Origin of the sequence: Kangiella taiwanensis, assembly GCF_020005165.1 — a bacterium.
Lineage (GTDB): Bacteria > Pseudomonadota > Gammaproteobacteria > Enterobacterales > Kangiellaceae > Kangiella > Kangiella taiwanensis.
Map to the genome: position 1 here is coordinate 640,136 of NZ_JAHCLT010000002.1, position 25,593 is coordinate 665,728.

At 44.4% G+C, this 25,593-nt stretch carries 23 protein-coding genes; 10 read left to right on the forward strand and 13 right to left on the reverse strand.

Going from position 1 to position 25,593, the window contains the following annotated elements; genetic code table 11:
* Positions 1-20: 20 nt before the first annotated feature.
* Positions 21-1,571 carry an amidohydrolase family protein gene (locus tag KFK88_RS08550; protein WP_223578579.1) on the forward strand — a complete coding sequence of 517 codons (1,551 nt, stop codon included), beginning with the start codon at positions 21-23 and terminating at the stop codon, positions 1,569-1,571.
* A 54-nt stretch (positions 1,572-1,625) separates the two neighbouring features.
* Here the strand turns inward: KFK88_RS08550 and rplI are convergent, their stop codons facing one another.
* The 3 genes from rplI to rpsF are packed head-to-tail and all read right to left on the reverse strand — an operon-like array spanning position 1,626 to position 2,752.
* Positions 1,626-2,090 carry a 50S ribosomal protein L9 gene (gene rplI / locus KFK88_RS08555; RefSeq protein WP_223578581.1) on the reverse strand — a complete coding sequence of 155 codons (465 nt, stop codon included), beginning with the start codon at positions 2,088-2,090 and terminating at the stop codon, positions 1,626-1,628.
* Between the two features lie 24 nt (positions 2,091-2,114).
* A complete protein-coding gene (gene rpsR, locus KFK88_RS08560; protein WP_223578583.1) occupies positions 2,115-2,342 on the reverse strand; it encodes a 30S ribosomal protein S18 in 228 nt (75 codons plus the stop codon).
* 14 nt (positions 2,343-2,356) lie between these two features.
* Entirely contained in the window at positions 2,357-2,752 is a 396-nt protein-coding gene (gene rpsF / locus KFK88_RS08565; protein ID WP_223578585.1) for a 30S ribosomal protein S6, read from the reverse strand.
* Between the two features lie 394 nt (positions 2,753-3,146).
* On the opposite strand from rpsF, the gene thrA reads away from it, so the two are divergent.
* Genes thrA through thrC form a run of 3 tightly spaced genes read left to right on the forward strand, consistent with a single transcriptional unit; the run spans position 3,147 to position 7,830 of the window.
* Positions 3,147-5,588 carry a bifunctional aspartate kinase/homoserine dehydrogenase I gene (gene thrA / locus KFK88_RS08570; protein WP_223578587.1) on the forward strand — a complete coding sequence of 814 codons (2,442 nt, stop codon included), beginning with the start codon at positions 3,147-3,149 and terminating at the stop codon, positions 5,586-5,588.
* Positions 5,588-6,565, forward strand: coding sequence for a homoserine kinase (gene thrB / locus KFK88_RS08575; protein ID WP_223578589.1), 978 nt, complete (start codon positions 5,588-5,590; stop codon positions 6,563-6,565). Before thrA ends, thrB begins: the two co-directional genes overlap by 1 nt.
* Positions 6,547-7,830 (forward strand): threonine synthase, encoded by a 1,284-nt coding sequence (thrC, locus tag KFK88_RS08580; RefSeq protein ID WP_223578591.1) that lies wholly within the window; start codon positions 6,547-6,549, stop codon positions 7,828-7,830. Before thrB ends, thrC begins: the two co-directional genes overlap by 19 nt.
* Positions 7,831-7,834: 4 nt before the next feature.
* Here the strand turns inward: thrC and asnC are convergent, their stop codons facing one another.
* Positions 7,835-8,302 (reverse strand): transcriptional regulator AsnC, encoded by a 468-nt coding sequence (asnC, locus tag KFK88_RS08585; RefSeq protein WP_223578593.1) that lies wholly within the window; start codon positions 8,300-8,302, stop codon positions 7,835-7,837.
* Positions 8,303-8,461: 159 nt separating this feature from the next.
* Between asnC and asnA the strand changes: the two genes are divergently transcribed.
* The 5 genes from asnA (at position 8,462) to KFK88_RS08610 (ending at position 13,202) form a co-directional block, all read left to right on the forward strand.
* Complete coding sequence (gene asnA / locus KFK88_RS08590; protein ID WP_223578595.1) at positions 8,462-9,454, forward strand: aspartate--ammonia ligase; 993 nt, start codon at positions 8,462-8,464, stop codon at positions 9,452-9,454.
* Positions 9,455-9,592: 138 nt separating this feature from the next.
* Positions 9,593-10,810 carry an Nramp family divalent metal transporter gene (locus tag KFK88_RS08595; protein WP_223578597.1) on the forward strand — a complete coding sequence of 406 codons (1,218 nt, stop codon included), beginning with the start codon at positions 9,593-9,595 and terminating at the stop codon, positions 10,808-10,810.
* 19 nt (positions 10,811-10,829) lie between these two features.
* Complete coding sequence (gene pxpA / locus KFK88_RS08600; RefSeq protein WP_223578599.1) at positions 10,830-11,591, forward strand: 5-oxoprolinase subunit PxpA; 762 nt, start codon at positions 10,830-10,832, stop codon at positions 11,589-11,591.
* On the forward strand, positions 11,591-12,271 hold the full coding sequence (gene pxpB, locus KFK88_RS08605; protein ID WP_223578601.1) for a 5-oxoprolinase subunit PxpB: 681 nt from the start codon (positions 11,591-11,593) through the stop codon (positions 12,269-12,271). The genes pxpA and pxpB overlap by 1 nt, the downstream gene beginning before the upstream one ends.
* Complete coding sequence (locus KFK88_RS08610) at positions 12,261-13,202, forward strand: 5-oxoprolinase subunit C family protein (protein WP_223578603.1); 942 nt, start codon at positions 12,261-12,263, stop codon at positions 13,200-13,202. Before pxpB ends, KFK88_RS08610 begins: the two co-directional genes overlap by 11 nt.
* On the opposite strand, the gene rlmB is transcribed toward KFK88_RS08610, so the two are convergent.
* The 3 genes from rlmB to KFK88_RS08625 all read right to left on the reverse strand — a co-directional run bounded on the left by rlmB (position 13,199) and on the right by KFK88_RS08625 (position 16,795).
* Complete coding sequence (gene rlmB, locus KFK88_RS08615) at positions 13,199-13,939, reverse strand: 23S rRNA (guanosine(2251)-2'-O)-methyltransferase RlmB (RefSeq protein WP_223578605.1); 741 nt, start codon at positions 13,937-13,939, stop codon at positions 13,199-13,201. The genes KFK88_RS08610 and rlmB overlap by 4 nt on opposite strands.
* 15 nt (positions 13,940-13,954) lie before the next feature.
* Positions 13,955-16,354, reverse strand: coding sequence for a ribonuclease R (gene rnr / locus KFK88_RS08620; protein ID WP_223578607.1), 2,400 nt, complete (start codon positions 16,352-16,354; stop codon positions 13,955-13,957).
* Positions 16,355-16,501: 147 nt separating this feature from the next.
* Complete coding sequence (locus KFK88_RS08625) at positions 16,502-16,795, reverse strand: hypothetical protein (RefSeq protein WP_223578609.1); 294 nt, start codon at positions 16,793-16,795, stop codon at positions 16,502-16,504.
* A gap of 156 nt (positions 16,796-16,951) precedes the next feature.
* Between KFK88_RS08625 and hldE the strand changes: the two genes are divergently transcribed.
* Positions 16,952-18,373, forward strand: coding sequence for a bifunctional D-glycero-beta-D-manno-heptose-7-phosphate kinase/D-glycero-beta-D-manno-heptose 1-phosphate adenylyltransferase HldE (gene hldE / locus KFK88_RS08630; protein WP_223578610.1), 1,422 nt, complete (start codon positions 16,952-16,954; stop codon positions 18,371-18,373).
* Between the two features lie 53 nt (positions 18,374-18,426).
* On the opposite strand, the gene argH is transcribed toward hldE, so the two are convergent.
* From argH to KFK88_RS08660, 6 genes are read right to left on the reverse strand one after another with little or no spacing between them, the layout of a single operon-like run.
* Positions 18,427-19,734, reverse strand: coding sequence for an argininosuccinate lyase (gene argH / locus KFK88_RS08635; RefSeq protein WP_223578612.1), 1,308 nt, complete (start codon positions 19,732-19,734; stop codon positions 18,427-18,429).
* Positions 19,735-19,740: 6 nt separating this feature from the next.
* On the reverse strand, positions 19,741-20,682 hold the full coding sequence (gene argC / locus KFK88_RS08640; protein WP_223578614.1) for an N-acetyl-gamma-glutamyl-phosphate reductase: 942 nt from the start codon (positions 20,680-20,682) through the stop codon (positions 19,741-19,743).
* Positions 20,679-22,001, reverse strand: coding sequence for an acetylglutamate kinase (locus KFK88_RS08645; protein ID WP_223578616.1), 1,323 nt, complete (start codon positions 21,999-22,001; stop codon positions 20,679-20,681). Before KFK88_RS08645 ends, argC begins: the two co-directional genes overlap by 4 nt.
* Positions 21,994-23,103, reverse strand: coding sequence for an acetylornithine deacetylase (locus KFK88_RS08650; protein WP_223578618.1), 1,110 nt, complete (start codon positions 23,101-23,103; stop codon positions 21,994-21,996). The genes KFK88_RS08645 and KFK88_RS08650 overlap by 8 nt, the downstream gene beginning before the upstream one ends.
* The gene (locus KFK88_RS08655) at positions 23,103-24,320 is read right to left on the reverse strand and encodes an argininosuccinate synthase (RefSeq protein WP_223578620.1); all 1,218 of its coding nucleotides are present in this window, start codon (positions 24,318-24,320) and stop codon (positions 23,103-23,105) included. Before KFK88_RS08655 ends, KFK88_RS08650 begins: the two co-directional genes overlap by 1 nt.
* 10 nt (positions 24,321-24,330) lie before the next feature.
* Positions 24,331-25,335, reverse strand: a complete 1,005-nt coding sequence (locus KFK88_RS08660) for an N-acetylornithine carbamoyltransferase (RefSeq protein ID WP_345252454.1) — start codon at positions 25,333-25,335, stop codon at positions 24,331-24,333.
* Positions 25,336-25,593 lie beyond the last annotated feature (258 nt).

Consider the following 25,593-nt stretch of genomic DNA (forward strand, 5'->3'; position numbering starts at 1 on the left):
TAAAACAGGAGCTGAACATCATGAATACAAAACGCGTAAAAAAATGGTCATTGATCCTTCTAGGATTTTTCTTAGTCTCAAGTCTGGTAACTTTTGTATGGATGGATTATCAAATTAACCGCATGTGGGGCGGTCAGACTGAAATCGTCAAATACGACCAATTCCGTACACCACAGCAAACTATCGCCATCACAAACACGAATGTTTTGTCGCCTGATGCAGGCCGAATGCTCCATAATCAGACCGTTCTTATCGAAAATGGCACTATCACAGCAGTTTCTGACAGTGCTCCGATACCCACTAATGCAAAAATCGTGAATGGCAAAGGCAAGTACCTTATTCCGGGACTTTTTGACTCACATATTCATCTTTGGCAAAGCCAAAACGACTTATTGCTTTACCTTGCTAACGGGGTAACTCATATTCGTGAATTAAATGGTAATCAAGAACATCTTGAGTGGAAAAGTGCTATCCGCGAGGGACGCCCAGGGCCTGATTTATTTGTTGCCTCGGCAAGAATCAATAGTAACGCCTTTTTTACAGGGCTTATCGAGGACTGGACCGCGAATATGATGAGCATGAACAGTAAGAGTGATGCTGAAAAAATCTATGGTAATGCGACCAACCAACAGTTTGACGCGATTAAGGTCTACACCCATCTCGATAAAGAGCACTTTCTAGCTTTAGATAAAAGCTCACGTTCTCACAAATTACCGCTTCTTGGTCATATTCCGAAAACAGTCACCCTTGATGATATATGGCAATCTAACATGACAGAGCTTGCTCATACTGAGGAATTGGTCAAAGCTTTATTCCGAGAGTTTGGAGGCTTTCAGCGTGAAAAACAAGACGAGCTCATTAGTTTCATTGAAAGCCGCAGTCACGATATAGCAAAGCACATTACTGAGAAAGACATGGCGATCGTGTCGACCATAAGACTCATAGAGGGCATATCTGATCAAAGGCACGCCCCACTAGAAGAATCGTTACGGAATGTGCAACTAGCTTACGTCAACCCAGGCATTACTGAGTTGTCTCCTCTATCTTCAAAAGTCATGGGTTGGCTGCCCGACTCAAATATTTACAGAATCGCAGGAAATCATACTCAAGACGCACTTGAATCAGATAAATTGTATTGGGAAGCCTATGTTAAAGCCAATCATATACTATTAAAGGCCTTATCTGACAAAAATGCGAAAGTACTGGCAGGCACCGATGCCAATGTTCCAGTTATGGTTCCCGGCTTTTCTTTACATGAGGAATTAGAGTCTCTCGTTAGAATTGGACTCACCGAACAGCAAGTACTTTTCTCAGCGACAGTGGCTCCAGCAAGTCACATGAAGATCTTGTCAGGCCAAATAAAGATTGGCTACCAAGCAGATCTAGTACTGTTAGACAAAAACCCTTTGGATAACATCTCGAACACACGAACTATAAACACCGTTATCTCTAATGGTAGGCTTTATTCCAAAGAAACATTGAACATGATGTTAGAAGCCGTAGAAAATGCAAATGACCTCAGCCGCCAACATAATATTAAAGACTTTACTCATGCAGGCCATAACCACTAGAAACAAAAAAGGCACCCGAAGGTGCCTTTTTTAACTCTAAAACTTAATTCAGAATTAAGCTTGAGCTTCGTCGAATTCACCAACAACAACAACTTTGATGTTAGCTTCAACTTCTGGGTGTAAATGTACTTCGAAAGTATATTCGCCCGTTTGACGGATAGCGCCTTCTGGCATACGAATTTCTTTCTTTTCTAACTCAACACCTTGCTCAGTAACTGCTTCAGCGATGTCTGCTGTACCAACAGAACCGAAAAGTTTACCTTCGTCACCGGCGTTTGCAGCAACAGTAACTTCAAGGCCAGCTAGTTTGTCAGCGCGCTCTTGAGCAGCTTTAAGTACTTCTTCAGCTTTTGCTTCTAATTCAGCACGACGCTCTTCGAAGTATTTAATGTTTTCTTTTGTCGCAGGAACTGCTTTGCCCGTAGGGATAAGGAAGTTACGACCATAGCCAGCAGCTACAGTTACCGTATCACCTAAATCACCAAGGTTGCGACGTTTTTCAAGTAAAATGACGTTCATCGTTATACCCTCTCAAAATGCCGCTTATTCGTGGCTATCAGTGTATGGCAAAAGAGCCAAGAAGCGTGCACGCTTTACAGCGCTAGCTAATTGACGTTGGTATTTTGCGCTAGTACCGGTAATACGGCTAGGAACAATTTTACCAGTTTCAGTGATGTAGTTTTTCAACGTAGCTGTATCTTTGTAATCGATCTCAGTTACGCCTTCAGCCGAGAAACGGCAGAACTTACGACGACGGTTAAAACGTGCCATGATATGTCTCCTTATTACTCAGCCGCAGCTTCAGTTGATTCTTCTTTCTTAGCTTCTTCTTTAGCTGGCTTTTCGTCACGAGCAGGTTTCTCGTCTTTCTTAGCCATTGGAGAAGCTTCTGTGATCGCTTCTTTACGACGCATGATCATGTTACGTAGAACGGCGTCGTTATAACGGAAGCTATCTTCTAATTCTTCGATAGTTTCACCAGTCGCTTCAACGTTTAATAAAACGTAGTGCGCTTTGTGAAGCTTATTGATAGGGTATGCAAGCTGACGGCGGCCCCAGTCTTCTAGACGGTGAACAGTACCAGCAGCATCAGTGATCATCTTGCTGTAACGCTCGATCATGCCTGGAACTTGGTCAGACTGATCTGGGTGCACCAAGAATACGATTTCGTAGTGTCTCATTTAAAGTCTCCTTTCGGTTTCCAGCCACCTATAGCCAGTATGAAAACTGCGATCTATAAGCAACAAGGAGTAAACCTGATTGTAAAAAGCTTGGCCACCAATGACCAAGGGCGCGTATTTTAAGGATTTAGCGCCTAAAGATCAACCAATTTAACTGCTCAAACCATTTAGTTAGGCGTTGACACTTAAAATATTTAAGGTTAATCTCGGCTCAATGATTATTTTTAACACAACAACTACCACCACAACGATTTTCCTAACGGAGGTCGCTGGCTAGTTATTGTGTAGAAAAAAACGAACACTAAAGCCCGAGGCCTCAAAACCTCGGGCTTTTTTTTGCTTTAAATTTACTAACCTCGGGCCGACCAGCCCGATTCAATCAACAGGAAATGTTATGAAAGTTCTAAAATTCGGTGGTTCCTCGCTGGCAGACAGCGCAGGCTTTAGCAATGTCGCAAAAATTATCACTGCACGCACAACGCGCAGTATCATTACCGTTTCTGCGACAGCGACCACTACCGATACCTTGCACCTGTTTATTGAAACTGAGGATAAGTTTTCAGCAAAAGAACTACTTGCCAAGCTTTTCCAGCGTCATAAACGGATCGTTGATGAGCTAAAAATAGAGGGTTCTGGTGCGCTACTGGAGCAGTTTCATCAGCTGGAACAGATACTGATCAAACACTGGGAAGCACACCACAGTGCTGATGTGATCGATCAACACTTGCTCAGCGAAGTGTTTTCAGCGGGAGAGTATCTTAGCTCATACATCTTACACGCTCTGATTAAAAGCCATGGGTATTCCAGTCATTGGCTCAATAGCCGCGACGCCATTATTGCTAATGGCCCGACATTAGAGTCTAAAGCCGATCTTGTGGCGAGCCAAAAAGCTTGGAAAGCACTATCGCTACCCTCTAATGTTCACTTTATAATCGCTCCGGGCTTTATTGCTTCTGATGAGTATGGTCAAGCGTGTCTGTTGGGCCGTAACGGCTCGGATTACTCTGCAGCGATCTTGGCAAACTTGTGTGACGCTAATGCTCTAGACATTTGGACTGATGTGTCAGGGATCTATAATGCAGACCCCAAAAAGATCCCACAGGCTAAGCTGATCAACAGTATTTCCTACCGTGAGGCGATGGAACTCGCACACCACGGAGCTGGCGTTATCCACCCCAAAACCATTGGCCCAGTTCGTCAAAAAGGCATCCCGCTCACGGTTAAAAATAGCTTTGCTCCTGACGATCCGGGCACGGTCATCGCACCTAGGTGTTCGAACGATGCCAAGGTCAAAGCTATCTCAAGCCAAGGCCGAATCAGTTTAGTCAGCATTAGCGGTAGTTATCTTTGCGATACTTACGGCGCTGCCGAGCGAATCTTTGGTTGCTTAGCCAGACACCATATCTCCATCATTCTCATCAGCCAGTCGTCTTCTGAGTACAGCGTCTGCTTTGCCATTCGCCAGCAAGATGCTGCTATAGCAAAACACGCCTTAAAAGAGGAATTCGCCAGAGAACTGAATCAACATCAATTAGACCCTATCGATACTCGTCCTAACCGCTCCATTCTAACCGTGGTGGGTCAAGGCTTGATCCAAGAGAAAGGTATCTCTTCCAAATTTTTAAGCGCCATTTCTTCTGGCGGTGCCAATATCGAAGCCATTGCGCAAGGTTCATCAGAGCTCTCGATTTCAGCCGTGATCGAAGACAATCAATTATTATCGGCCTATCACAGAGTCTACGCAGAGTTTTTCGATCGCAAACGGCAAGTTGATTTATTTATTCTTGGTTGTGGTAATGTCGGCGCAGAACTTATTCGCCAAGTTCAAACCCAGCGCCCTTACCTCGACTCAAAAGGCATTAGTGCTAATGTCCGACTTATAGCCAACTCCAAATATTACTGTGCAGATGATGCATTGGATAGCATCGAATGGCGTCCGATGCTGGAACAGAGTAAAGAGAGCTTAAGCAACGAAAAACTACAGCAACTACTGCTATCAGGACGTTATGTTAATCCAACAATTGTCGATTGCACTTGCTCAGATGAAGTCAGCGCGAACTATGCCGACTACCTCGATATGGGCTTCAACCTAGTAACAGCCAATAAAAAGGCTAATTCCAGTGACATGGATAATTACCGCAATATTCGTCAATCGGCATCTCGTCGCTTTCGCCATTTTTTCTATGAAACAAACGTTGGCGCGGGCTTACCGATTCTGAAAACACTGGACTCCCTATTGTGTTCTGGCGATAAAGTTCACAATATTTCAGGCATTCTATCAGGCTCACTCTCCTACATTTTAGGTCTTGTCGAAGAAGGCATCCCCATGTCTCAGGCCGTGTCACAAGCCAAAGAGCAAGGTTTCACTGAGCCTGACCCTCGTGACGATTTAAGCGGTATGGATGTTGCCAGGAAGATATTGATTCTAGCAAGAGAGCTAGGAGCAGAGCTAGAATTGGAAGACATTGAGCTTAGCTCTTTACTGCCCAAGAATTTTAACTCCACTGGTTCCATTGGACAGTTTATGACATCTTTACCAAAAATTGACGAGCACTTTGCAACACTATTCAGCAAGGCTAAAACGGATAACGCTACCCTCAAGTACGTTGCCAGTTTTGAGAACGGACGGCTTCACGTAGGTTTACAACAGGTCTCACAAGACCATCCGCTGTATGATATTAAAGGCGGAGAAAATGCTATCGCCGTGTATAGCGATTACTACTCGCCGATCCCTTTTGTGATAAAAGGTTATGGTGCAGGAGCCTCTGTCACAGCTTCAGGAATATTTTCCGACATTCTGCAAACCTTACCACACCGTGAACAGGAGCTAGCGTAATGAGTATCGAAGTATTTGCACCGGCCTCAATCGGCAACTTTTCTGTCGGTTACGACTTACTGGGCGCAGCGATAAGCCCAATCGACGGCTCATTGCTCGGTGATGTGGTTCGCGTAGATTCAGCCAGCGACTATCAGTTAATCACTGAAGGCAACTTTGCACAGCAACTGCCTGCTAATGCCAGTGACAATATCGTCCATCAATGCTATGAACTGTTTCATCAAAAGCTGGAACGAAAAGGGGTTGAGCAGGACGCATTACTAGTGACTCTTGAGAAAAACTTACCTGTCGGTAGTGGGCTAGGCTCCAGCAGTAGTTCGATTGTTGCAGCGTTTGCCGCCTTCAATCAATGGTATCAAGAACCTTTTTCATCAAGAGAATTACTGTTAATGATGGGCAATATGGAGGCCCAAATCAGTGGCAGCCTCCACTACGACAATATCGCACCCTGTTATTTGGGTGGCTTACAACTGATGTCTGCCGACGAGTCCATCAGTAACGCACTGCCATGGTTTGATGACTGGTACATTGTGGTCGCTAATCCGGGCACGAATATTCTGACAAAAGCTGCGCGTGAAGCGATCCCCTCATCTATCGACTTAACTCAAGCAACGGCGTATGCACAAAACTTGGCTAACTTTATCAGCAGCCTTTATCGACAAGACAAAAGAGGCGCTCTGTACCACTTAAAGGACGTCATTGCCGAACCGTACCGTTATGAACTACTGCCCAATTTTCAAAAGCACAAAGCCGAACTACTCGGACATGGTGCCAGCGCCATGGGGATTTCAGGCTCTGGGCCTACTATTTTCGCTGTATGTGAAAACTTAGAAGCTGCTCATGGGGTTCATGATTACTTGGCACATTACTACAATGAAAACGACCGAGCTTTTAGTCATATTTGTCAGCTCAATCAACAAGGTGCACAACAATTAAGTAAATTTGGGGAGGATGAAGCATGTCGTTCGTCAATATAGCTCAACAAAAACAAATCGTTTCATTCGGACATGCCGTGCTCAACCCTATAGGCGAGAATCGTGGCATTTACTTTCCACAAAACATCGAGCGACTACCAGAGAAAGTCTTTGCCACTAAAGACTTTCAGACCATCGCAGTTGAAACACTTAACAGCCTCATCTCGGGAGAGTTGCCAAGAGAGCGACTAAAAAGCATGGTCAGCAAGGCGTTTAACTTCCCTATTCGCGTGCAGTCACTAAACTCAAGACTGCATGTGCTTGAGCTTTTTCATGGTCCAACACTCGCCTTTAAAGATTTCGGCGCACGCTTTCTCGCTGAATGTTTAGCACACTTTAATAAAGATAAAGCCACCATCGTCACCGCGACGTCCGGTGATACCGGCGCAGCAGTTGCTCACGCATTTCATGGCCAGCCAGATATTGACGTCGTGATACTTTATCCCAAAGGAAAAATTTCTAAGGAACAAGAACAACTGTTCTGCACCTTAGGCGACAATATCCATACGGTTCAAGTTAACGGTGACTTTGATGCTTGCCAAACTCTGGTCAAGCAGGCATTTAGTGATGATGAAGTCACAAATACACTAAACCTAAACTCAGCAAACTCGATCAATGTGGCGCGGCTAGTGGCTCAGGTGTGTTACTACAATGCGCTTCCAGCTTTGTTGGATGAGCCAATCGACCGCCTTTTCGTGCCCAGCGGCAACTTTGGCAACCTCACTGCCGCTATGATAGCCAGAGCGATGGGGGCCCCTATTAATCACCTCGTGGCGGCAACTAACAAGAACGACACGGTGCCACGTTTTTTTCTAGACAAAACTTGGTACCCGAAAGAAACACAGCGAACGTTATCTAATGCTATGGACGTATCCAAGCCAAATAACTTTTCAAGAATTTTGTACCACTATCAAAATGAACTGGACAAATTATTTGACGAGATGAGCGCCATAAGTGTCGATGACCAACGGACTTGCTCAATGATTAAATACTTCGCTAAGCAGAACTACATGGTTGATCCACACACCGCGGTGGGTCTCAGAGCAACCCAATGTGTAGAATTATTTTCAGATCAGAGCAACGATATGGTTGCAGCGACAGCACATCCCGCTAAGTTTGCAGATGTGCTGGAAGACATTTTAAAGCAACCCATCGATAGACCAGAAGCCATTAGTCGAGCTTTAGACAAACCGAACCTATCGGACTCACTCGATAATGACTTTGATGATTTTAAAGACTACTTGTTAGCACTTCACTCATCACACTAACAACTTAAAGCAACAAACCATCGATATCCCTGTAAATTGGGTTTTGCAGGGATATCAAGGTTTCCGTCGAGCGCACTTCTTCTATTGATTGCAATTTGTTGATCAGAATATGCTGGAACCGATCAATATCAGGCGCAACAACCTTAAGCAAAATACTGTATTGCCCCGTGGTGTAATAGGCTTCAATGACTTCAGGTATTTTTATCAGCTGTTCTTTCACTGGTTGGTAATCTTTCGCCGATTTCAAATACACTCCGACAAAACAGCAAACGTCATAACCCAGTGCTTTAGCTTCTACCTTTACTTTTGTGCCATTAATTATGCCCGCTTGACGCATTTTTTCGATTCTGACGTGAATCGTTCCTGGGCTCACATCCAAATTCGCAGCTATTTTAGCGTAAGGTGTTCTAGCTTCTTGAAGTAATTGCGCGAGAATCTTTTTATCCAGATTATCAATTTCATAATTTTTCACAGGAAAACACTCACCAAAATATACAAATATTAAATTAATTATCAAATATTAGACAGAATTTATCAACATTGCATTTTTGTTAGATACTTATTGATTAAAAAACACTTTAACTATAAAAATATCAATCGTTAAATAACAAATACGTATCAAGGCACCGTCATGAAGAAATTACCAAAAGAAGCCTTTATTCAAGATCAGAGGCTGATTCAAAGAACAAAATCATTTTTTATCGAGCGACTAAGCCAAGAGTTATCATTACTTGAAGTACAAGCACCTATTCTGACCTACCAAGGTGATGGTATTCAGGACGACCTCAACGGTGTTGAAAGGCCTGTCGCGGTACAAAGCCAGACCCTTAGTAAACCCCTGGAAATAGTGCAGTCATTAGCGAAGTGGAAGCGACAACTTTTGGCAAGGAGTGATTTCGATGTGGAAAGTGGCATCGTGACACAAATGCGTGCGGTTCGTCCTGATGAAGAATGCCTCAGCGAACGTCATTCTTTATATGTGGATCAATGGGATTGGGAAAAGGTCATTGCCGATAATGATAGACACTTAGACTATCTAAAAGAGACCGTACAGAAAATTTATAAGACTATGCAGGAAACCGATCAAGTGGTGGCCAAGGCCATGCAACGTGAGGCTTTACTCCCGCGAGATATTACATTTATTCAAACCGAAGCGCTGAGAAAACAGTATCCGGACTTATCACCCAGTCAACGTGAGCATGAGGCTTGTAAACAACATGGTGCTATTTTCCTTATCGGTATCGGCGGTGAGCTCAGCGATGGCTCGATTCACGACGGTCGAGCACCAGACTATGATGACTGGAGCACTCCTAACGATGAGGGACATTATGGACTAAACGGCGACATTCTGGTTTGGAATCCTATTCTGAAGGATGCTTTCGAGTTATCGTCAATGGGAATCCGGGTGTCACCACAGGTCATGCACCAACAACTCCAAATTCGAGGCTGTGAACATCGCTTAAACTATCTGTGGCATCAACAACTGATGGCAGGCCATCTTCCACAAACCATCGGCGGAGGGATTGGGCAGTCACGGTTAATCATGTTCCTGCTACAAAAAGAGCACATCGGGCAAGTACAGTTCAGCGTATGGCCTGAAGAGTTAGAAATACCTGTCTTATAAAAGTTCTACCCCGTGGTCTTTATCTCCCTATCGGTAAAGGCCACACTTTTACTTTATCCCTCATGCATTGCCATTACCCTGATTACCCGATACCCTTTGGATAAACTTGTAACCCTTACCCAAAAGGTAACGTCACCAATGGCAAAGTCTAAATTTTCTATCGGTCCAGCGGCCCTGGTTGCCGCCGCTTTTATTGGTCCAGGAACCGTAACGGTAGCCACTAAGGCTGGCGCAAACTTCGGTTTTAGCCTGCTTTGGGCCTTATTGTTTTCGGTCCTGGCAACCATGATTCTGCAGGAAATGACCGCCCGGCTCGGTGTTATCGGGCAGAAAGGACTCGGACAGTCCATTCGCGAATTAGTCAAAAATCCTGTATTAAAAGTCATATCCATTATTCTCGTAGTCAGCGCCATTATCATCGGCAATGCCGCCTACGAGGGTGGCAATATTGCGGGGGCGACGTTGGGCGTACAGGCTGTCTGGGACTACCCTGATCTTGCAGGCCTTGATTTAGCAGCCTTGATCATCGGTGTAACAGCCTTTTTTGTCTTGTGGACGGGCAGCTATCGGTTCATTGAGAAGATTTTAATCGTCGTTGTCATATTAATGAGTGTCGCTTTTTTGGTTACTTTTGCCATTACCAAGCCCGATATTGTGGGGTTATTTAAAGGGTTGCTCATTCCTTCATTACCAGATGGTGCTACGCTCACAGTCATCGCTTTAATTGGTACCACCGTGGTTCCTTACAACCTATTCTTGCACTCTTCTAGTGCAAAAAAGAAATGGAAAACGCCGGAAGAGCTGCAACAAGCTCGGCAAGATATTTATATTTCCATTCCAATCGGTGGTTTAATATCGGTCGCCATTGTATCGACCGCAGCCAGCGCCTTCTTTGGCAGTCAGATGGACATTAATAGCGCCGCAGATATGGCCAAAAGTATAGAGCCAGCGTTTGGTGATCTAGCCCAATACATGATTGCTTTAGGCCTCTTTGCTGCAGGTATTTCATCAGCCATTACAGCGCCTTTAGCCTCTGCTTATGCTTTGTCTGGACTCCTCAACATCCCCGAGGACCTCAGAAACAATAAGTTTCGGATCATCTGGATGGTTATCCTAGTGGTTGGAGTGGCAGTGGCATCGCTAGGCTTAAAGCCTGTTTCAGTCATCTGGTTTGCTCAAGTAGCTAACGGCTTATTGCTACCGATTATTGCAAGCTTTCTACTATGGGCTATGAACCAAGGCTTTTTAGGACAGCATAAAAATAGCATATGGCAAAACATTTTAGGATTTGTGGTCGTGATCGTTTCGATTGTTTTAGGCGGCAAAAGCTTGCTATCAGCTTTCCAGGTACTGTGACCATTGCTAAGATAAGGCCATGAAACAGACTATAGACATCAACTGCGACTTAGGCGAAAGCACTTACCCAGCTGACTGGGCTAAGGATGCTAAGCTTATGCCATTCATTTCGTCCTGCAACATTGCTTGTGGTGGGCATGCTGGGAATAGAAAAAGCATTGAAGTCTCTGTGTACAATGCGAAGCAGCACGGATTAGCAGTCGGTGCTCACCCTTCCTATCCAGATAAAGTTAACTTTGGTCGGAAGTCATTAAAGTTAAGCGAGCAAGCTTTGCGTCAAACGCTGAGAGAGCAGTTTCAACTCATGTTGGAAAGCTGCCGTCATCAAGAAGTTGTGCTCAGTCATGTAAAGCCCCACGGTGCTCTGTATAACGATGCAGCAGTGGACCTAAAACTCGCGACGACTATTGCGGAAGAAATTGCACAGCTCTCCGAGTCCATCCAATTTATGGGGCTGGCTGAATCAGCCATGCGGGATGCTGCTCACCGTGCAGGTCTAGAGTTTATCAATGAAGGCTTTATGGATAGGAATTATCAGCCGAACAAAACATTGGTACCCAGAAGTGAACCCATAGCGTTACATGGCCATCTTGATGAGAGCTTGCAACAAGCTCTCAACTTCGCTCAAGGCAAAGCGATAACGACTCCATCAGGTCAGAGCCTCACTATTCAAGTTGACTCTATTTGCCTTCACGGTGACAACCCTGATGCACTGAATATTGCCAAACAACTTAATAGGTTGTTGCAACAAAATAACATCCACATATCTGCAGGTCACTAATGGCAAAATATTCGTTATACATTAATAGCGACTGCTCATTAATCATCGAGTTTGAGGAGGAGATTAGCCTTGAGCTTTCTCGATTTATCCTTGGTGCAAAGCTTGCTATAGAAAAAGCAAGTCTTGAAGGTTTTGTTGAAGCTGTTCCCGCTTATAACTCCCTTCTCTTAATCTTTGAGCCAAAGGCGTTTCAGGTAGAACGACTGCTTCAAGAGACAAAGGAATTGCTCGACAAAACCAAATCACTAGCTCCTTCTCAAAGCACACGTCATGACATTCCAGTTTGTTATCATGAGTCTCTGGCACCCGATCTGGCTTATGTCGCCAATCATGCTGGAATACCCACTGAGGAATTGATTAAGCTCCATTCTCAAGCAGAGTACCCGGTGTATATGCTAGGATTCTTGCCTGGGTTTCTTTATCTGGGCAACCTCAACAAAGCGCTTCATTGCCCACGTCGAGAAAATCCACGTCCACGAGTTGATGCGGGGTCAGTCGCTATTGGCGGCGATCAAACAGGGGTTTACCCGATTGCAAGCCCTGGTGGCTGGCACATTATTGGTAAAACCCCTATTAGCATGCTCGATTCTTCCCGACAAAACCCTGCTATCGCCAAACCCTTAGATACCATCATATTCAAACCTATTAGTCTTGAAGAGTTTAATCAGTATGACCATTAAAATCATCAAGGCAGGGTTATTAACGACTATCCAAGACTTGGGGCGGCATACTTACCGCCAATACGGCATTGCCTCAAACGGTGCATTAGACTCCTACAGCCATCAGATTGCCAATTGGTTGGTGGGCAAATCTAAAACTAGCCCCACACTCGAGGTTACCCAGCTGGGGCCGACTTTAGAGTTTACTCAGCCGATGTCCATCGGTATTTCAGGCGCGGAGTTTGAGTTATTGATTAACGACACACCACAGCCAATGAACACAACCCTGCACCTAAAAGCAGGCGATGTCTTACAGTTTGGCAAATTACATTTTGGGGCCAGAGCTTATATCGCTTTCGCAGGACAGCTGAAAAAAAGTTGTGTCATGGGAAGTTTCTCAACTAACCTGCTGGCTGAGTTCGGAGGCTACAAGGGGCGAGCTTTAAAAGACGGGGACGAAGTAGCAATCAGTAGTAAAACAATCAAAAATACACGCGTGACACCATCAGAGTTACTGCAAGAATTGCACCATAACCTACAACAGAAACACGTGATTGTCCGAATAACCAAAGGAAGAGAAGACAATCTTCTAACCGAGCAAAGTGCTCGAGATCTTTTTGAAGGTCAGTTTAAAGTCAGCAGTTACAGCAACCGAATGGCATTAACCCTAGAGAGCCAGCCAATCAACTTGTCACAAGCACTTTCAATGACCACAGTTCCAGTTACAACAGGAACCATCCAACTTCCTGATAGTGGCCGACCGATTGTGACATTAGCGGATGGCCAAACAACAGGGGGTTACCCCAGAATTGGCCAAGTCATCAGTGCCGACTTAAACTTACTGGGGCAGCTTAAGGCCCAAGAAACAGTATCTTTCTACAAGGTAAGCTTCGAAAAGGCACTGAGTTTATATCAACAAAAAGAACACTTTATTCAACAAATGTTAAATTAGTTTTGTCTTTGTCTTACGGCTTCGAACAAGGTCACTCCAGTGGCCACCGACACGTTCAAGCTAGATACTTCGCCTGCCATAGGAATTTTAATTAAAAAGTCACAGTTCTCGCGGGTTAGTCGGCGCATACCATCACCTTCAGCGCCCATGACGACTGCTAAACCTCCCGTTAAATTTGCTTGGTAGATATCTTGGGTAGCTTCACCAGCCGTGCCTGCAATCCAGATATTACGTTCCTGCAGCTGCTTCATGGTTCGAACCAAGTTTGTCACAGGAATAAAGGGCACGGATTCTGCTGCGCCGCACGCAACTTTGCGCACGACATCGGTAATGCTCGCGGCATTGTCTTTTGGCGCAATAACCATATTTACGCCTGCTGCATCAGCGCTACGGAGGCAAGCCCCCAAATTATGCGGGTCTGTCACGCCGTCTAAAATTAAGACTAAAGGCTCACCCTCAACTGCATCTAACAGTTCAGGGATATGCTTTTCATGGTACTGTTTTTTGCGCAGCTGACGACTTATCGCAATAACACCTTGATGACGCTGTTCTGTCATCTCATCCAACTCCTCGCGACTTTTTTGCGAGACAGGAATATCTTTTGACTGCGCTAGCTTGACTAGCTTGTGAGCACGCTGGTCGTGCCTATTACTTTGAACATACAACCGTTCAACGCTATCGCTATTTCTTTTAAGCAGTACTTCAACTGCATGCAACCCATAAACTATTTCTGACATACCAACTTACAACTCTCAACGTCTATTCTTTTTGCCACTTTTACCGCGCTTCTTTTTAGTGTTTTTCCCACCTTTAGTCGCGCCACCTTTTCTTCCCTTATCACTTTTTCCTTTTCCGTTACTCCCTTTGCCACCGTATTTTTTATCTTTACCCGATAACGAGCCAGAGCGTTTCGCCTTTGCGTAAAGCTTTCTGCGTTCAGAGCCTTTAACTTCCTCACGCTTAACTTTTTCTCGCTCAAGTAACTCAAAGTCTATATTGCGCTGCTCAAGATCAACATTCGCCACCTTGATTTTGACTCTATCCCCCACTCTGAAGCTTTGTCCTTTACGCTCTCCAATGAGGCGCATTTTTGTAGCATCAAAATGGTAATAATCATCGCCGAGTTCGCTGATGTGAATCAGGCCTTCGACAAATAGTTCATCCAGCGCAACGAAGATACCAAAACTGGTAACGGTTGCCACGGTACCCCAGCAGTCTTCTCCAACTCGGGTTAGCATATATTCACACTTAAGCCAGTCCACCACATCTCGAGTGGCAAGGTCTGCTCTGCGTTCGGTCATTGAGCAATGCTCAGCATAGTTCACGAGCTCTTGTTCGGTATACGCCTGACCACTTTCAGAGCCCGCCACCTTTTGTTTTTTGAGTAACGCTTTAATCACTCGATGGACAATCAAGTCCGGGTAGCGTCGAATTGGCGAGGTGAAGTGCGTATAGGAGTCAAAGGCTAGTCCAAAGTGCCCTTCATTTTGTGGGCTATACACAGCCTGCATCATCGAACGCAGCATCATGGTTTGAATCAATTCATAATCAGGGCGTTCTTTAATGGCATCGTGTAACTCACGATAGTGCATAGGCTCAGGCTTCTCGCCACCGAACAAGAAAATACCCAGTTCACCTAAAAATGCTCTGAACTTTTCGAGGCGTTCTTCGGACGGTCCCTCATGGATTCGAAACATACCCGACAGCTCACTCTGCTCGATGAACTCTGCAGCAGCAACGTTGGCACAGATCATGCACTCTTCAATAATTTTATGTGCGTCGTTTCGGCTTCGACCAATAATATTTTCTATCTTTCGATTTTCATCAAAAATGATTTGCGTTTCTGTGGTTTCAAACTCAATAGCACCACGTTGTGTCTTACGTTTTATGCGCGCCTTGAACAGCTCATAAAGCTCCTCAAGCTCTTTCACTCTTGGTTGGTATTCTTCGCGAAGCGCTTCATCACCATCTAGAATTGCCCATACCTTTTCATAGGTAAACCGAGCATGAGAGTGCATCACTGCAGGGTAAAAGTCCGAATCGGTTACCTTACCCTCAGCATTCAAATCCATCTCAGCAACCATACACAAACGGTCTACATTTGGATTCAGCGAGCACAAACCATTGGATAAAAGTTCTGGCAACATGGGTACCACAAACTCAGGGAAGTAGACTGAGTTCCCACGCTCTATCGCTTCTTTATCAAGTGCAGAGCCCGGGCGCACATAGTGGCTGACATCAGCAATCGCTACCCATAACTTCCAGCCGCCCTTTTTTTGTTTCTCACAATACACCGCATCATCAAAGTCACGAGCATCAGCACCATCAATGGTAACCAAAGGTAGCTTACGTAAATCAGCACGTCCTTCCCAGTCTTTGTCTGATACTTCTACAGGTAACTCAGTGACCTCTGAAGATACTTCTTTTGGCCACTCATGAGGAATTTGGTGATTTCGGATCGCAATCTCAATTTCCATGCCCGCAGAAAGATGATCACCAAGAACTTCCGTAATAATTCCTCGGGCGTGTTGATTCTTTTTGGGGCGCTGAACAATCTCAGCCACCACCACCTGACCAATCTCAGCGCCTAACGTATCGTCGGGTGAAATAATCAAGTCGTGTAAAATTCGGGGGTCTTCAGATGAAATGAATAATAAGCCACTTTCTTCGAATAAGCGGCCGACCACGTGATTGGTTGAGCCATCAAGAATTTCGACGATAGCGCCTTCTGTACGTCCTCGCTTATCGACTTTCTTCACTCGAGCCAAAACTTTATCGCCGTGAAATACACTGTGCATTTCACGAGGCGATAGATACCAGTCATCACCACCTTCTTCTAGCTCAAGGTAGCCATAGCCGTCTCGATGGGCTAGAACTTTGCCTCTCACTAAATCCGTCGCATCGACAAGGCAGTATTTTCCCTTGCGATTACAAATTAACTGACCGTCTCGTTCCATGGCATTGAGGCGCTTATGCAGGGCCCTTTTTTGCTCGGACTCATCGATATTAGACTTTTTAGCAATCGTTTCAAATGACACTGGCTCACCCGCGTCCTCCAGCAGTTTTAAAATAAACTGCCGGCTCGCAATGGGGTTTTCATAGCGCTGTGCTTCTAGCTCTGCTTGTGGGTCTTGATGGGTCTTTTTTGGCATATATTATCTGTGCAACATTGCATCCTAGTTTTATTCATTGTATCTATTATCGTCGCCACTAACCAAGCCTAATTCCGATAAAAGCGGCTTTATGACGAAAAAGCGACCCTAAGGTCGCTCTTTATTGTGCTTGTGTCGCTAAAAGCGTTACTCACCTTTCTTCGACTCATTGATGTAGTAACGTGCCTTTTCAGCATTTTCAACACAAGCATCATAGCTTTCGAACGTTTGGTTAGTCTTCGCTGCCGTGAGCAAGCTCGCAGCTTTTGTGTAGTTTACTGTACCAGCAAAGCCTTCACTTTTAGCAAAGTTCAACTCTTCGTACGCCGTATCCACAGCCTGACGGCACTGCTCTGCGCTATAGCCTTTACGAGCGCCAGCACAAGAAGCTAGTACTAAAGCCATCACACTTACAGCCACCAACATCATCAATTGTTTCATAGTAAACCTCCAATCTGTATTTAACTGCCTAACAGTCTACCTTAAAGTTATTGATATTTAACAAAATATATCTCAACTCTTACATCGAGCTCTTACATCGAATAGGTTAACGCGATATGATTAATATATCCTTAATATTGGTATTTGAGACACGTTTTGAACCTAAGTCTTCCAAAATTTAACAATTCAAGTGTATTAGTGATAGGCGATATCATGCTGGATCGCTATTGGTATGGCGATACTGGGCGAATTTCACCAGAAGCCCCAGTCCCTGTGGTTAATGTTAACAATACCGAAGATAGAGCTGGTGGCGCGGGTAATGTGGCCTTGAATATTGCCGTTTTGGGCTGTGAGGTGACACTGTGTGGCATCACTGGCGACGATGAAGCGGCTCAAAGCCTTGAGGAAATACTTCAACACCAAAAAGTGAACTGCCACTTTGAAAAGCGCAGCAATCAACAAACCATTACTAAATTACGGTTAATGAGCCGCAGCCAGCAGCTGTTACGTGCTGACTTTGAGAAAGACTTCTCTTTAACTAATGGCCTCAACATTGAAGCATTGAGTAAACTGATAGAGCAACATGATGTTGTCGTCTTATCGGACTACGGTAAAGGTACTCTAGCCGATCCACAACCGATTATTCAGGCCGCGCTCGTTTCCAACAAACCCGTGATCGTAGATCCTAAAGGCTCCGACTTTACCAAATACCGTCAGTCTACTTTAATCACGCCGAACCAATCAGAATTCGACACTATCGCTGGCAAAGCAAGCTCTGAAGAAGACTTCTTTGAGCGTGGCCGAAAAACTCGACAAAGCTTAAACATTGACAGTTTATTGGTCACTCGAAGCGAAAAAGGCATGGCCTTATTTAGCGCTAACCAAGAGCCTTACCTCCAACCAACTCAAGCACGCGAAGTCTACGATGTGACTGGCGCGGGGGATACTGTGGTGGCGACTTTGGCTAGCTCAATCGCAGCAGGTACGTCGATTACAGAAGCAGTACAGATTGCAAACCTTGCAGCGGGTGTCGTCGTAGGCAAGCTTGGAACGGCTACCGTCACTCCACAAGAGCTAAGTTATGCCATGTTGCAACAGCAACCTTTACAACAAGGCGTTACTACTGAACTCGAATTGATTGAGTTACTAAAGCAAGCCAAAGCTTCAGGTGAAAAAGTCGTCATGACCAATGGTTGTTTCGACATCCTCCACTCTGGCCATGTGACTTATCTTAAGCAGGCAGCCCAGCTTGGTGATCGACTAATTGTTGCAGTCAATAGCGATGACTCCGTATCGCGCTTAAAAGGGCCAAGTCGCCCAATCAACCCATCTCAGCAACGCATGGAAGTTTTAGCAGAGCTTTCTAGCGTCGACTGGGTGGTAGAGTTTACTGAAGACACGCCACAGCGATTAATCGAAGCTTTGCAGCCAAACATCTTGGTCAAGGGTGGCGACTATAAAGTTGAAGAGATCGCAGGCTCAGAGAGCGTTTTAGCGAATGGAGGCGATGTTATTATCCTTGATTTTGTCGACGGGGTATCGACAACTAAAATAATTGAAGCGGCTAAAAACAAATAGTCCGTAACATTCATTACAAAAGGCGACCAAAGTCGCCTTTTCTCTAGAGTCTATTAAATAAGATTTTCTAGTCGCTCCGAAATTTCTTGTAGCATCAAGTTCCCGCAAGAACCCGGCGATACTCGTTGTTTAATCGACTCAACCGCACTACGGCTTTCCAGCTCATCATAGTTATGTTTGATATGGCGATAGGCATCTCTAAAGGGCATGCTCTCTTCAATGACTAATTCCACAGCTTTATCCGTGGCAAACATAGAAGCTTCAACAGCTTGCTCACACTGTTGATGATTAATGGTTAAGGTGCCTAATAAATCAGGAACCAACTCCAAACATTGCTGTGCCGTGGAAACGCCACGTAGCAGAGCGCCTTTGGTATTTTGCAAATCACGTTGATACCCGCTGGGCAGCGACAGTAGCGATTCGATTTCATTATAAGAGCCAACTAACTGAGCATACGATGCTCGCATTAACTCCACTGCATCTGGGTTGTGTTTATTCGGCATAATGGAGGAGCCAGTGCTAAAATCATCACCAACCTGGACAAAATCATACTCAGCAGTCGAGAATAAACTTAAATCCCAAGCCATACGCCTGATATCCAGCAATGCATTTTTATAACTGCTGAGCACCTGCAACTCGATCTTACCGCGGCTATTTTGCGCATAAATAGGATTGATTTGTTTACGGTTAAAACCAAGCACTTGAGTGGTATGGTCACGATCAAGCTGTAAATTAACACCGTAACCTGCTGCGGTTCCTAAAGGGTTGCAATTAATTAAATGATAGGTGTTGTTGGCATCAGAAGCATTATCACAAAAAGCTTCGGCAAAAGACGCGAACCACATTCCCCAGCTCGACACGACAGCTCTTTGCAGATGCGTGTAACCCGGCAGGATATCAAGCTCATGCTTTTTAGCCAGTGTTAAACAGCTTTCAGCAATAGCTAGGCACTGTTTTTTAAGTTTAGTTAAAGCATCTCGACAGTAGAGTCTTGTTGCGACAGAAACTTGGTCATTACGACTCCGTCCAGTGTGAATTTTTTTTCCTAGCTCTCCTAACTCTTCTGTTAAGTACCATTCAATAGCAGAGTGACCATCTTCGAAACGATCATCCAACACAAAACTGCTACTTAAAAAGTGCTCTGTAAGTTCTAACAATGCCCGCTTAATCTGTGTCAATTCTTTGGGACTAAAAACACCAATTCGTTCCAAACCTTCAGCATGCGCTTGGCTGGCTTGAATATCATAAACAAAAATTTGACGATCCAGAATAACGTCATTACCCGACATAAACTGCGTGATTTTCTTTTGCAGTATCGTCTGCGAATCTTCCGCAGTTTTGCTCCATAAAGGTTGAGTCATACTATTTTACCTAACTGATGTAACTTGCAAGCCTTCTAGCTGTGGCAGCCCAAAAGCAATATTAATATTTTGTACAGCTTGTGAAGCTGCGCCCTTCAGTAAATTGTCCAAAGCACAACACAAAGCAAGATGCTTTCCGTCACTGGATAATGACCAGCCGCCGATCGTAGCGCCGTGAGAATGAGCTGACGACGCCACCTGTGGTGGTTCGTCTTGTAATTTGATCAGCGGCTTGCCTTGGTAATACTCTTGAAATAACTGTTTTATCCTTTTGATGTCAGATGATTCTTTAAGCGGGATATGCGATGTCAAGCTGATGCCACGGAAATACTCAGCAACATGAGGCGAAAACTTAATGTCTAAGCCCAAATGATGTGACACTTCTTTTTCGTGCAAATGGTTCACTAAGCTGTAGGGCATCACATTCCCTTTTAACAAATCTAAATTGTTCTTATCAGATGGTGTCGTACCCGCCCCACTATATCCAGATATACCGAAACAACTAATGCTGCCATCTACCAAGTCTTTTACTGGTGCGACACTCAACTGTATTGCCGTAGCGTAGCAGCCAGGGTTGCTGATTCGACTGCCCACAGTATTTAAGTGAACTTCAGGTAGTGCATAGCTCCAGTTTGGGTCAAAACGGTAATCAGCACTTAAATCAATCACTGAAATAGGCGCACTAGTTTCGTCCAGTGGCTTGACGAACTTTTCTGCCAAACCATTGGGTAGTGCCAGTATTACTAGGTCAGGTGACAGCTCTACGATATCTTGTGGTGACAGGTCACCGTAAATCAGTTCACTTTTTGAATACTGCTCAACGGGCTTTCCATCAAGCTCTCGCGAACTGGCGGCGATCAAATCAATACTTGAATGCTCAGACAATATTGAAATAAGCTCTGCTCCAACGTAACCTCTAGCTCCCACTAACACAGCTTGAATTTTCATACAGCCCACTCCTCATTCACAGTTTTATTTTTTGAAATGGCATACTGTACGCTTTGTTGAATGTCGTCATAAGAAGTCAGTCCTACCCAGTAAACTTTCCACTCACCCGTTTTAATAAAACCGTCTGCTACCGTGGCGTAAAACTTGTTTACAGGGTTCTGCAAGCTCGCTCTCCAAAATAGCTTTTTGTTTTTCCAGATGACTTTCTCCCAAAGTGCACGACCTAACCCTTCCCCTTTAGCATCATCATTAACGACAAATTTATCTAAATAGGGGATACCATCTGTTTTAGACAAAATAATAGCCGCTCTATAACACTCAGTTACATACACTTTATACAGCTCTATATCGTCGAAATAATTACTCGATAGTTTCTTATTAAAGGATGACTCAATAAGGATTCTTAGTTTGTCCTGTTCAATACCAGACCAGTTTTCTGATTCTATAGCTTTTTCACCCATGTTCACCAAAGTTCCCGATCCTTTATCCGTAAACAATTCTTTCGCTAACAATTGAGGCTTAGTGATTGATACCGATGTTGCTGTTGGCATCACTTCCAGAATGTCTTTAATTTTTTCCAGCTTTAGCTTCATCCCTGAATGCACCCAAGGCTGCTTAATTAAGTACTTATAATTATTGACGATGCTAATGTTTGGAATAATATTGCTTTCCTCATCAAGCACGCCGCCCGTTTCGGTAAGAAAGATAATTTTGTATGGTTGAATTGCTTTGGCCAAACTAAAGGTGGCGGAATCTGCATTCACATTCACGATTTGACCTTCCTTAGTTTCACCTAACGGGCTAACAACCGGTACTCGACCTTTTTTAACCGTTTTCAATAACTGCTCTATTTCTACGGACGTAATAGTCCCCACCAAGCCTAAAGTGTCTTGATGTTGAATATCACACTCGAAAACACCAGAATAAAAAGACGTTGCGTCAACACCCGACTCTTTCAATTGCGATGTTACGTTATGATTTTCATCAATAAAAACTTCGCGTGCGGCTTTAAGCACTTCTGGACTGGTCACTCTTTGTCCGTCGACAAACTCAGCTGCAATATTTTTCTCACTCAAACGCGCCGTTAGTTGAGGGCCAGCTCCATGAACAATAATCGGCGTTAACCCCACTTGCTTCAGAAAAGTTAGCGATGCAACTAGGTTCTCCATTTCTTCTTTCAGAATTTTCCCGCCGACTTTTATTACAGCAAACTTCAATCCCTGTTCTGAGGAAAAACGTTTAAGGTACTTTCGTATCTGCGTTTCACTGTCCATAACAGTGAGCAACTTATAAATCGTATCTTTCACGGAACTAGTCATGATGTAAGATCCTCCAGTACTCAGCTAGCACTTGCTCTAATTCTTTACAATCAACCCACTCATTCGCGGTATGCGCCTGCTCAATAGAACCAGGCCCGTAGACTATCGATGGATAGCCAGCCTCAGAAAATAACGCGGCTTCGGTCCAAAAATTAACAGGGTCGCCAACCGATAGTCCTAAATTTTTAGCCAAGTTTTGATTCTGTCCGACGCTATCTTTGGCGGGAAGTGATGGCGCTTTAAATCCAACAGCAACTTGATCATCATTTAATTCCGTTGCATTAACCAGTTCTTCTAACGTTAAAGTTACCGACTTTCCGGGAAGAGGTCTGAGTCCAAATTTGATAGTCGTCATAGGAGCAATAATGTTCGGCTTAATTCCGCCTTCGATTTTGCCCACGTTAAAGCAAGTTCCTGCTAATGACTCAAAACTTTCTTCAAGTTTCTGGCCAGCCCAGCCTTTGGCATCAACAATCCATTGCGCTGCTTGGTGGTTACTGTTATCGGTCAAAGCTCTAGGTTCAGAGCTGTGGCCACTTTTCGCTTCAAATACAACATTGGCGGTAATAATTCCACGGTGCGCCAATACCGCTTTGGCTTGAGTGGGTTCAGCGACGACAACGCCTTGGTACTGATGTTTCTCCTCTAAGAAAGAACGAACACATAAGCTGTTGCCATGTTCTTCATCGGATGAAAATAGTACCGCATAATGCTCTAGGCCCGACTCAATGCAGGCCAACAAACAAGCCGCAGCGCCTTTAATGTCGCAAGCTCCCAGTCCATACAGTTTGCCGTTTTTTTCAATCAGCTCAAAAGGATCGCTTGCCCAGCCCTCCGTCACTGGCACCGTATCTATATGATAATTAAATAAATACTGTGGGGTACCTTTCGTCGCCAAAATATTAATCGAGCCATTACCATAGTTAATGACATCAATTTGTGCGTCAGTAAGGTTTGTGGTTAAGTACTCGAGAATACCTGACTCTTCAATTTTCCTTGGTGGATTTGTCGTATCAAAGCCCACCAAAGCAGCTAAATGTTTTTTAACCTGCTGCATCGTTGGCGCTTGTTTTACCGCTTTAAAAGCATTATTTTGCGTCATTAGAAGCTACCCTTTTGCTGCTGTACACTCGACCAAGTCGCTGTGCTTTGCCCGAACAATTTGATGAAACCTGCAGCTTCTTCAATTCCCCAGTTTGCTTTTTGAGCATACTCAACATCGTGATTAATAATCATGTGCGGACTAGTCACAGCCACAGCTTCTAACTGACCTGCCGATAGCTTTAACTCAACAGTTCCAGTGACGTTAGCTTGTGACGACTGAAGAAACTCTTGGATGTTGGTGGTCAAAGGATCAAAGTAAAACCCTTGATACACCAAATCGATCCACTTTTTTGCCAAGGTAGGTTTAAAATGATTTTGCTGTTGTGTCAGGACCACTTCTTCTAAAGCTTTGTGCGCAGCAAATAAGCCTATTAGAGCAGGTGCTTCAAACACGATCCGTCCCTTCAGACCAATAATAGTGTCGCCAGTATAAATACCACGCCCAATACCGTAACTGCCGAGGGTTTTATTAAGCTCCTGCATTGCTGAAACACCATCAATGTCCTTTCCGTTGAGCTTAGTCAACTCACCCTTTTCAAACTCCAGAGACACTTTACTTATGGTGCTGTCTATATTTGCTGGATGGTTCGTTAAGATGTAAGTATTGTCTTCTGGCTCTTGCCATTTATCGATTGCACCACCTGAAATGGTGACGCCAAGCAAGTTTTCATTAACGCTGTAGCTTTTATGAACGGATGACACTTGGTGACCCTTTTGACTCAAGTAATCAATTTCATACTGCCTAACATCCGTGACATTTTTTTGAATATCACGAATCGGTGATAAAATAGTTAAATCACTTAATGCTTTTATCGATAGGTCAAAACGCACCTGGTCATTACCCATACCCGTACAACCATGCGCAACGTACTTTGTGCCAAGTTTCTTGCACAGCTTCACAGCTTCTTTAGCAATCAAATACCGATCGGCACACAGCACAGGGTATTGATCTTGGTATAAAGCATTACCCCACACCAGTGGCTTTACGATGGTGTCCCACAACTCTTTTTGTCCATCCACGGTCCAATGTTTTTCAGCTCCTAACTTCATCGCTGTCTGCTCGATGTCTTCAATCGTTTTCGTGCTGACACCACCTGTATTAACAAACAGAGTATGCACTTCAAAACCTTTATCCATTAAATATGGCACGCAAAAGCTGGTATCCAAACCACCTGAGAATGCTAATACAACCTTTTCTTTATTTACCTTACTCACAACGACAACCTCACGTATTAATTAATGTATTCATCATTGATTTCTGCACATGCAGACGGTTTTCCGCTTCTAGAATCGCGATACAGTTGTTTGAATCGACGACGCCATCGGTCGCTTTAATGTTCCGTCTTAGGGGCAAGCAGTGGCTAAATAACGCGTTATCGGTTTTCGCCATTTTGGCTTCGTCCACCATGAAGTGCTTATATTGATCTCGAATCGGTTTTTCCTTTTCCCACCGCCCAAAAAAAGGTAGTGCCCCCCAGCTTTTGGCATAAACCACATCAGCACCGTCATAAGCGCTATCAATATCATGAGACACTGTGAGCTGATTGCCATGTTGGGAGCTATAGGTCTGTCCTAGCGCCATGTAGTGCTCATCAAGCAGGTAGTCTTCGTTTGGGCACAGCAAGGTCACGTCCATTCCAAATTTAGTCGCAATCATCAACGATGAGTTGGCAACCGCTGTGTTCAGTGGCTTAGGATGGTAAGTCCAGGTGAGCAGGTACTTCTTACCTTTTAAATCCCCTAAGCTTTCCTGCAACGCCATAATATGCGCCAGTTCTTGGCAAGGGTGCGTAATGGTTTCCATGTTAACCACCGGCACCGTCGAAAATTGAGCCAAGCTTTTGAGCAACCTATCCTGACGATCGTCTTTCCAGTTCTGAAACTTCGGGAAGGCTCTTACCGCAATGATGTCGCAGTAAGCCGATAGAACTGCTGCAACTTCTTTAATGTGTTCTTCGGCTTCACCATCCATGATGGATCCCAACTCAAACTCTATGGGCCAAGCATCTTTACCCGGCTGTAAGACCACGGCTTGACCGCCAAGCTGGTGTACCCCAAGTTCGAAGCTCGTCCGAGTTCTTAGTGACGGGTTAAAAAACAATAAAGCAACGGATTTGTTTTTAAGCAGAGGTTGGAACTTATCTTTCTTCAGCACTTTGGCGAAGTCGATCATGTCCTGCAAATCACTTTGCGACCAATGCTCGGTAGTTAAAAAATGTCTCATGGCAATTCCTGTCAGTCATGCCATCGGTGAGGTAATTTTAGACGTGCATAAAAAAACCCAGCCGATGGCTGGGTTTTAAATTCTGTGTTCTGATGATTACTTAGACAACACGATGCTACTCCCAGCCGGCTTTATTCGGCTGCGACGTCGTTGCTGTACTGTGTTAAAGCTATTTACGTTTATCATGTCGTTCAATCGTTTGCTCGTAAGCGAAATCATCAAAGTTAAATTCAGTGCGTTTGCTACAAATGCTCAGCAAATGTA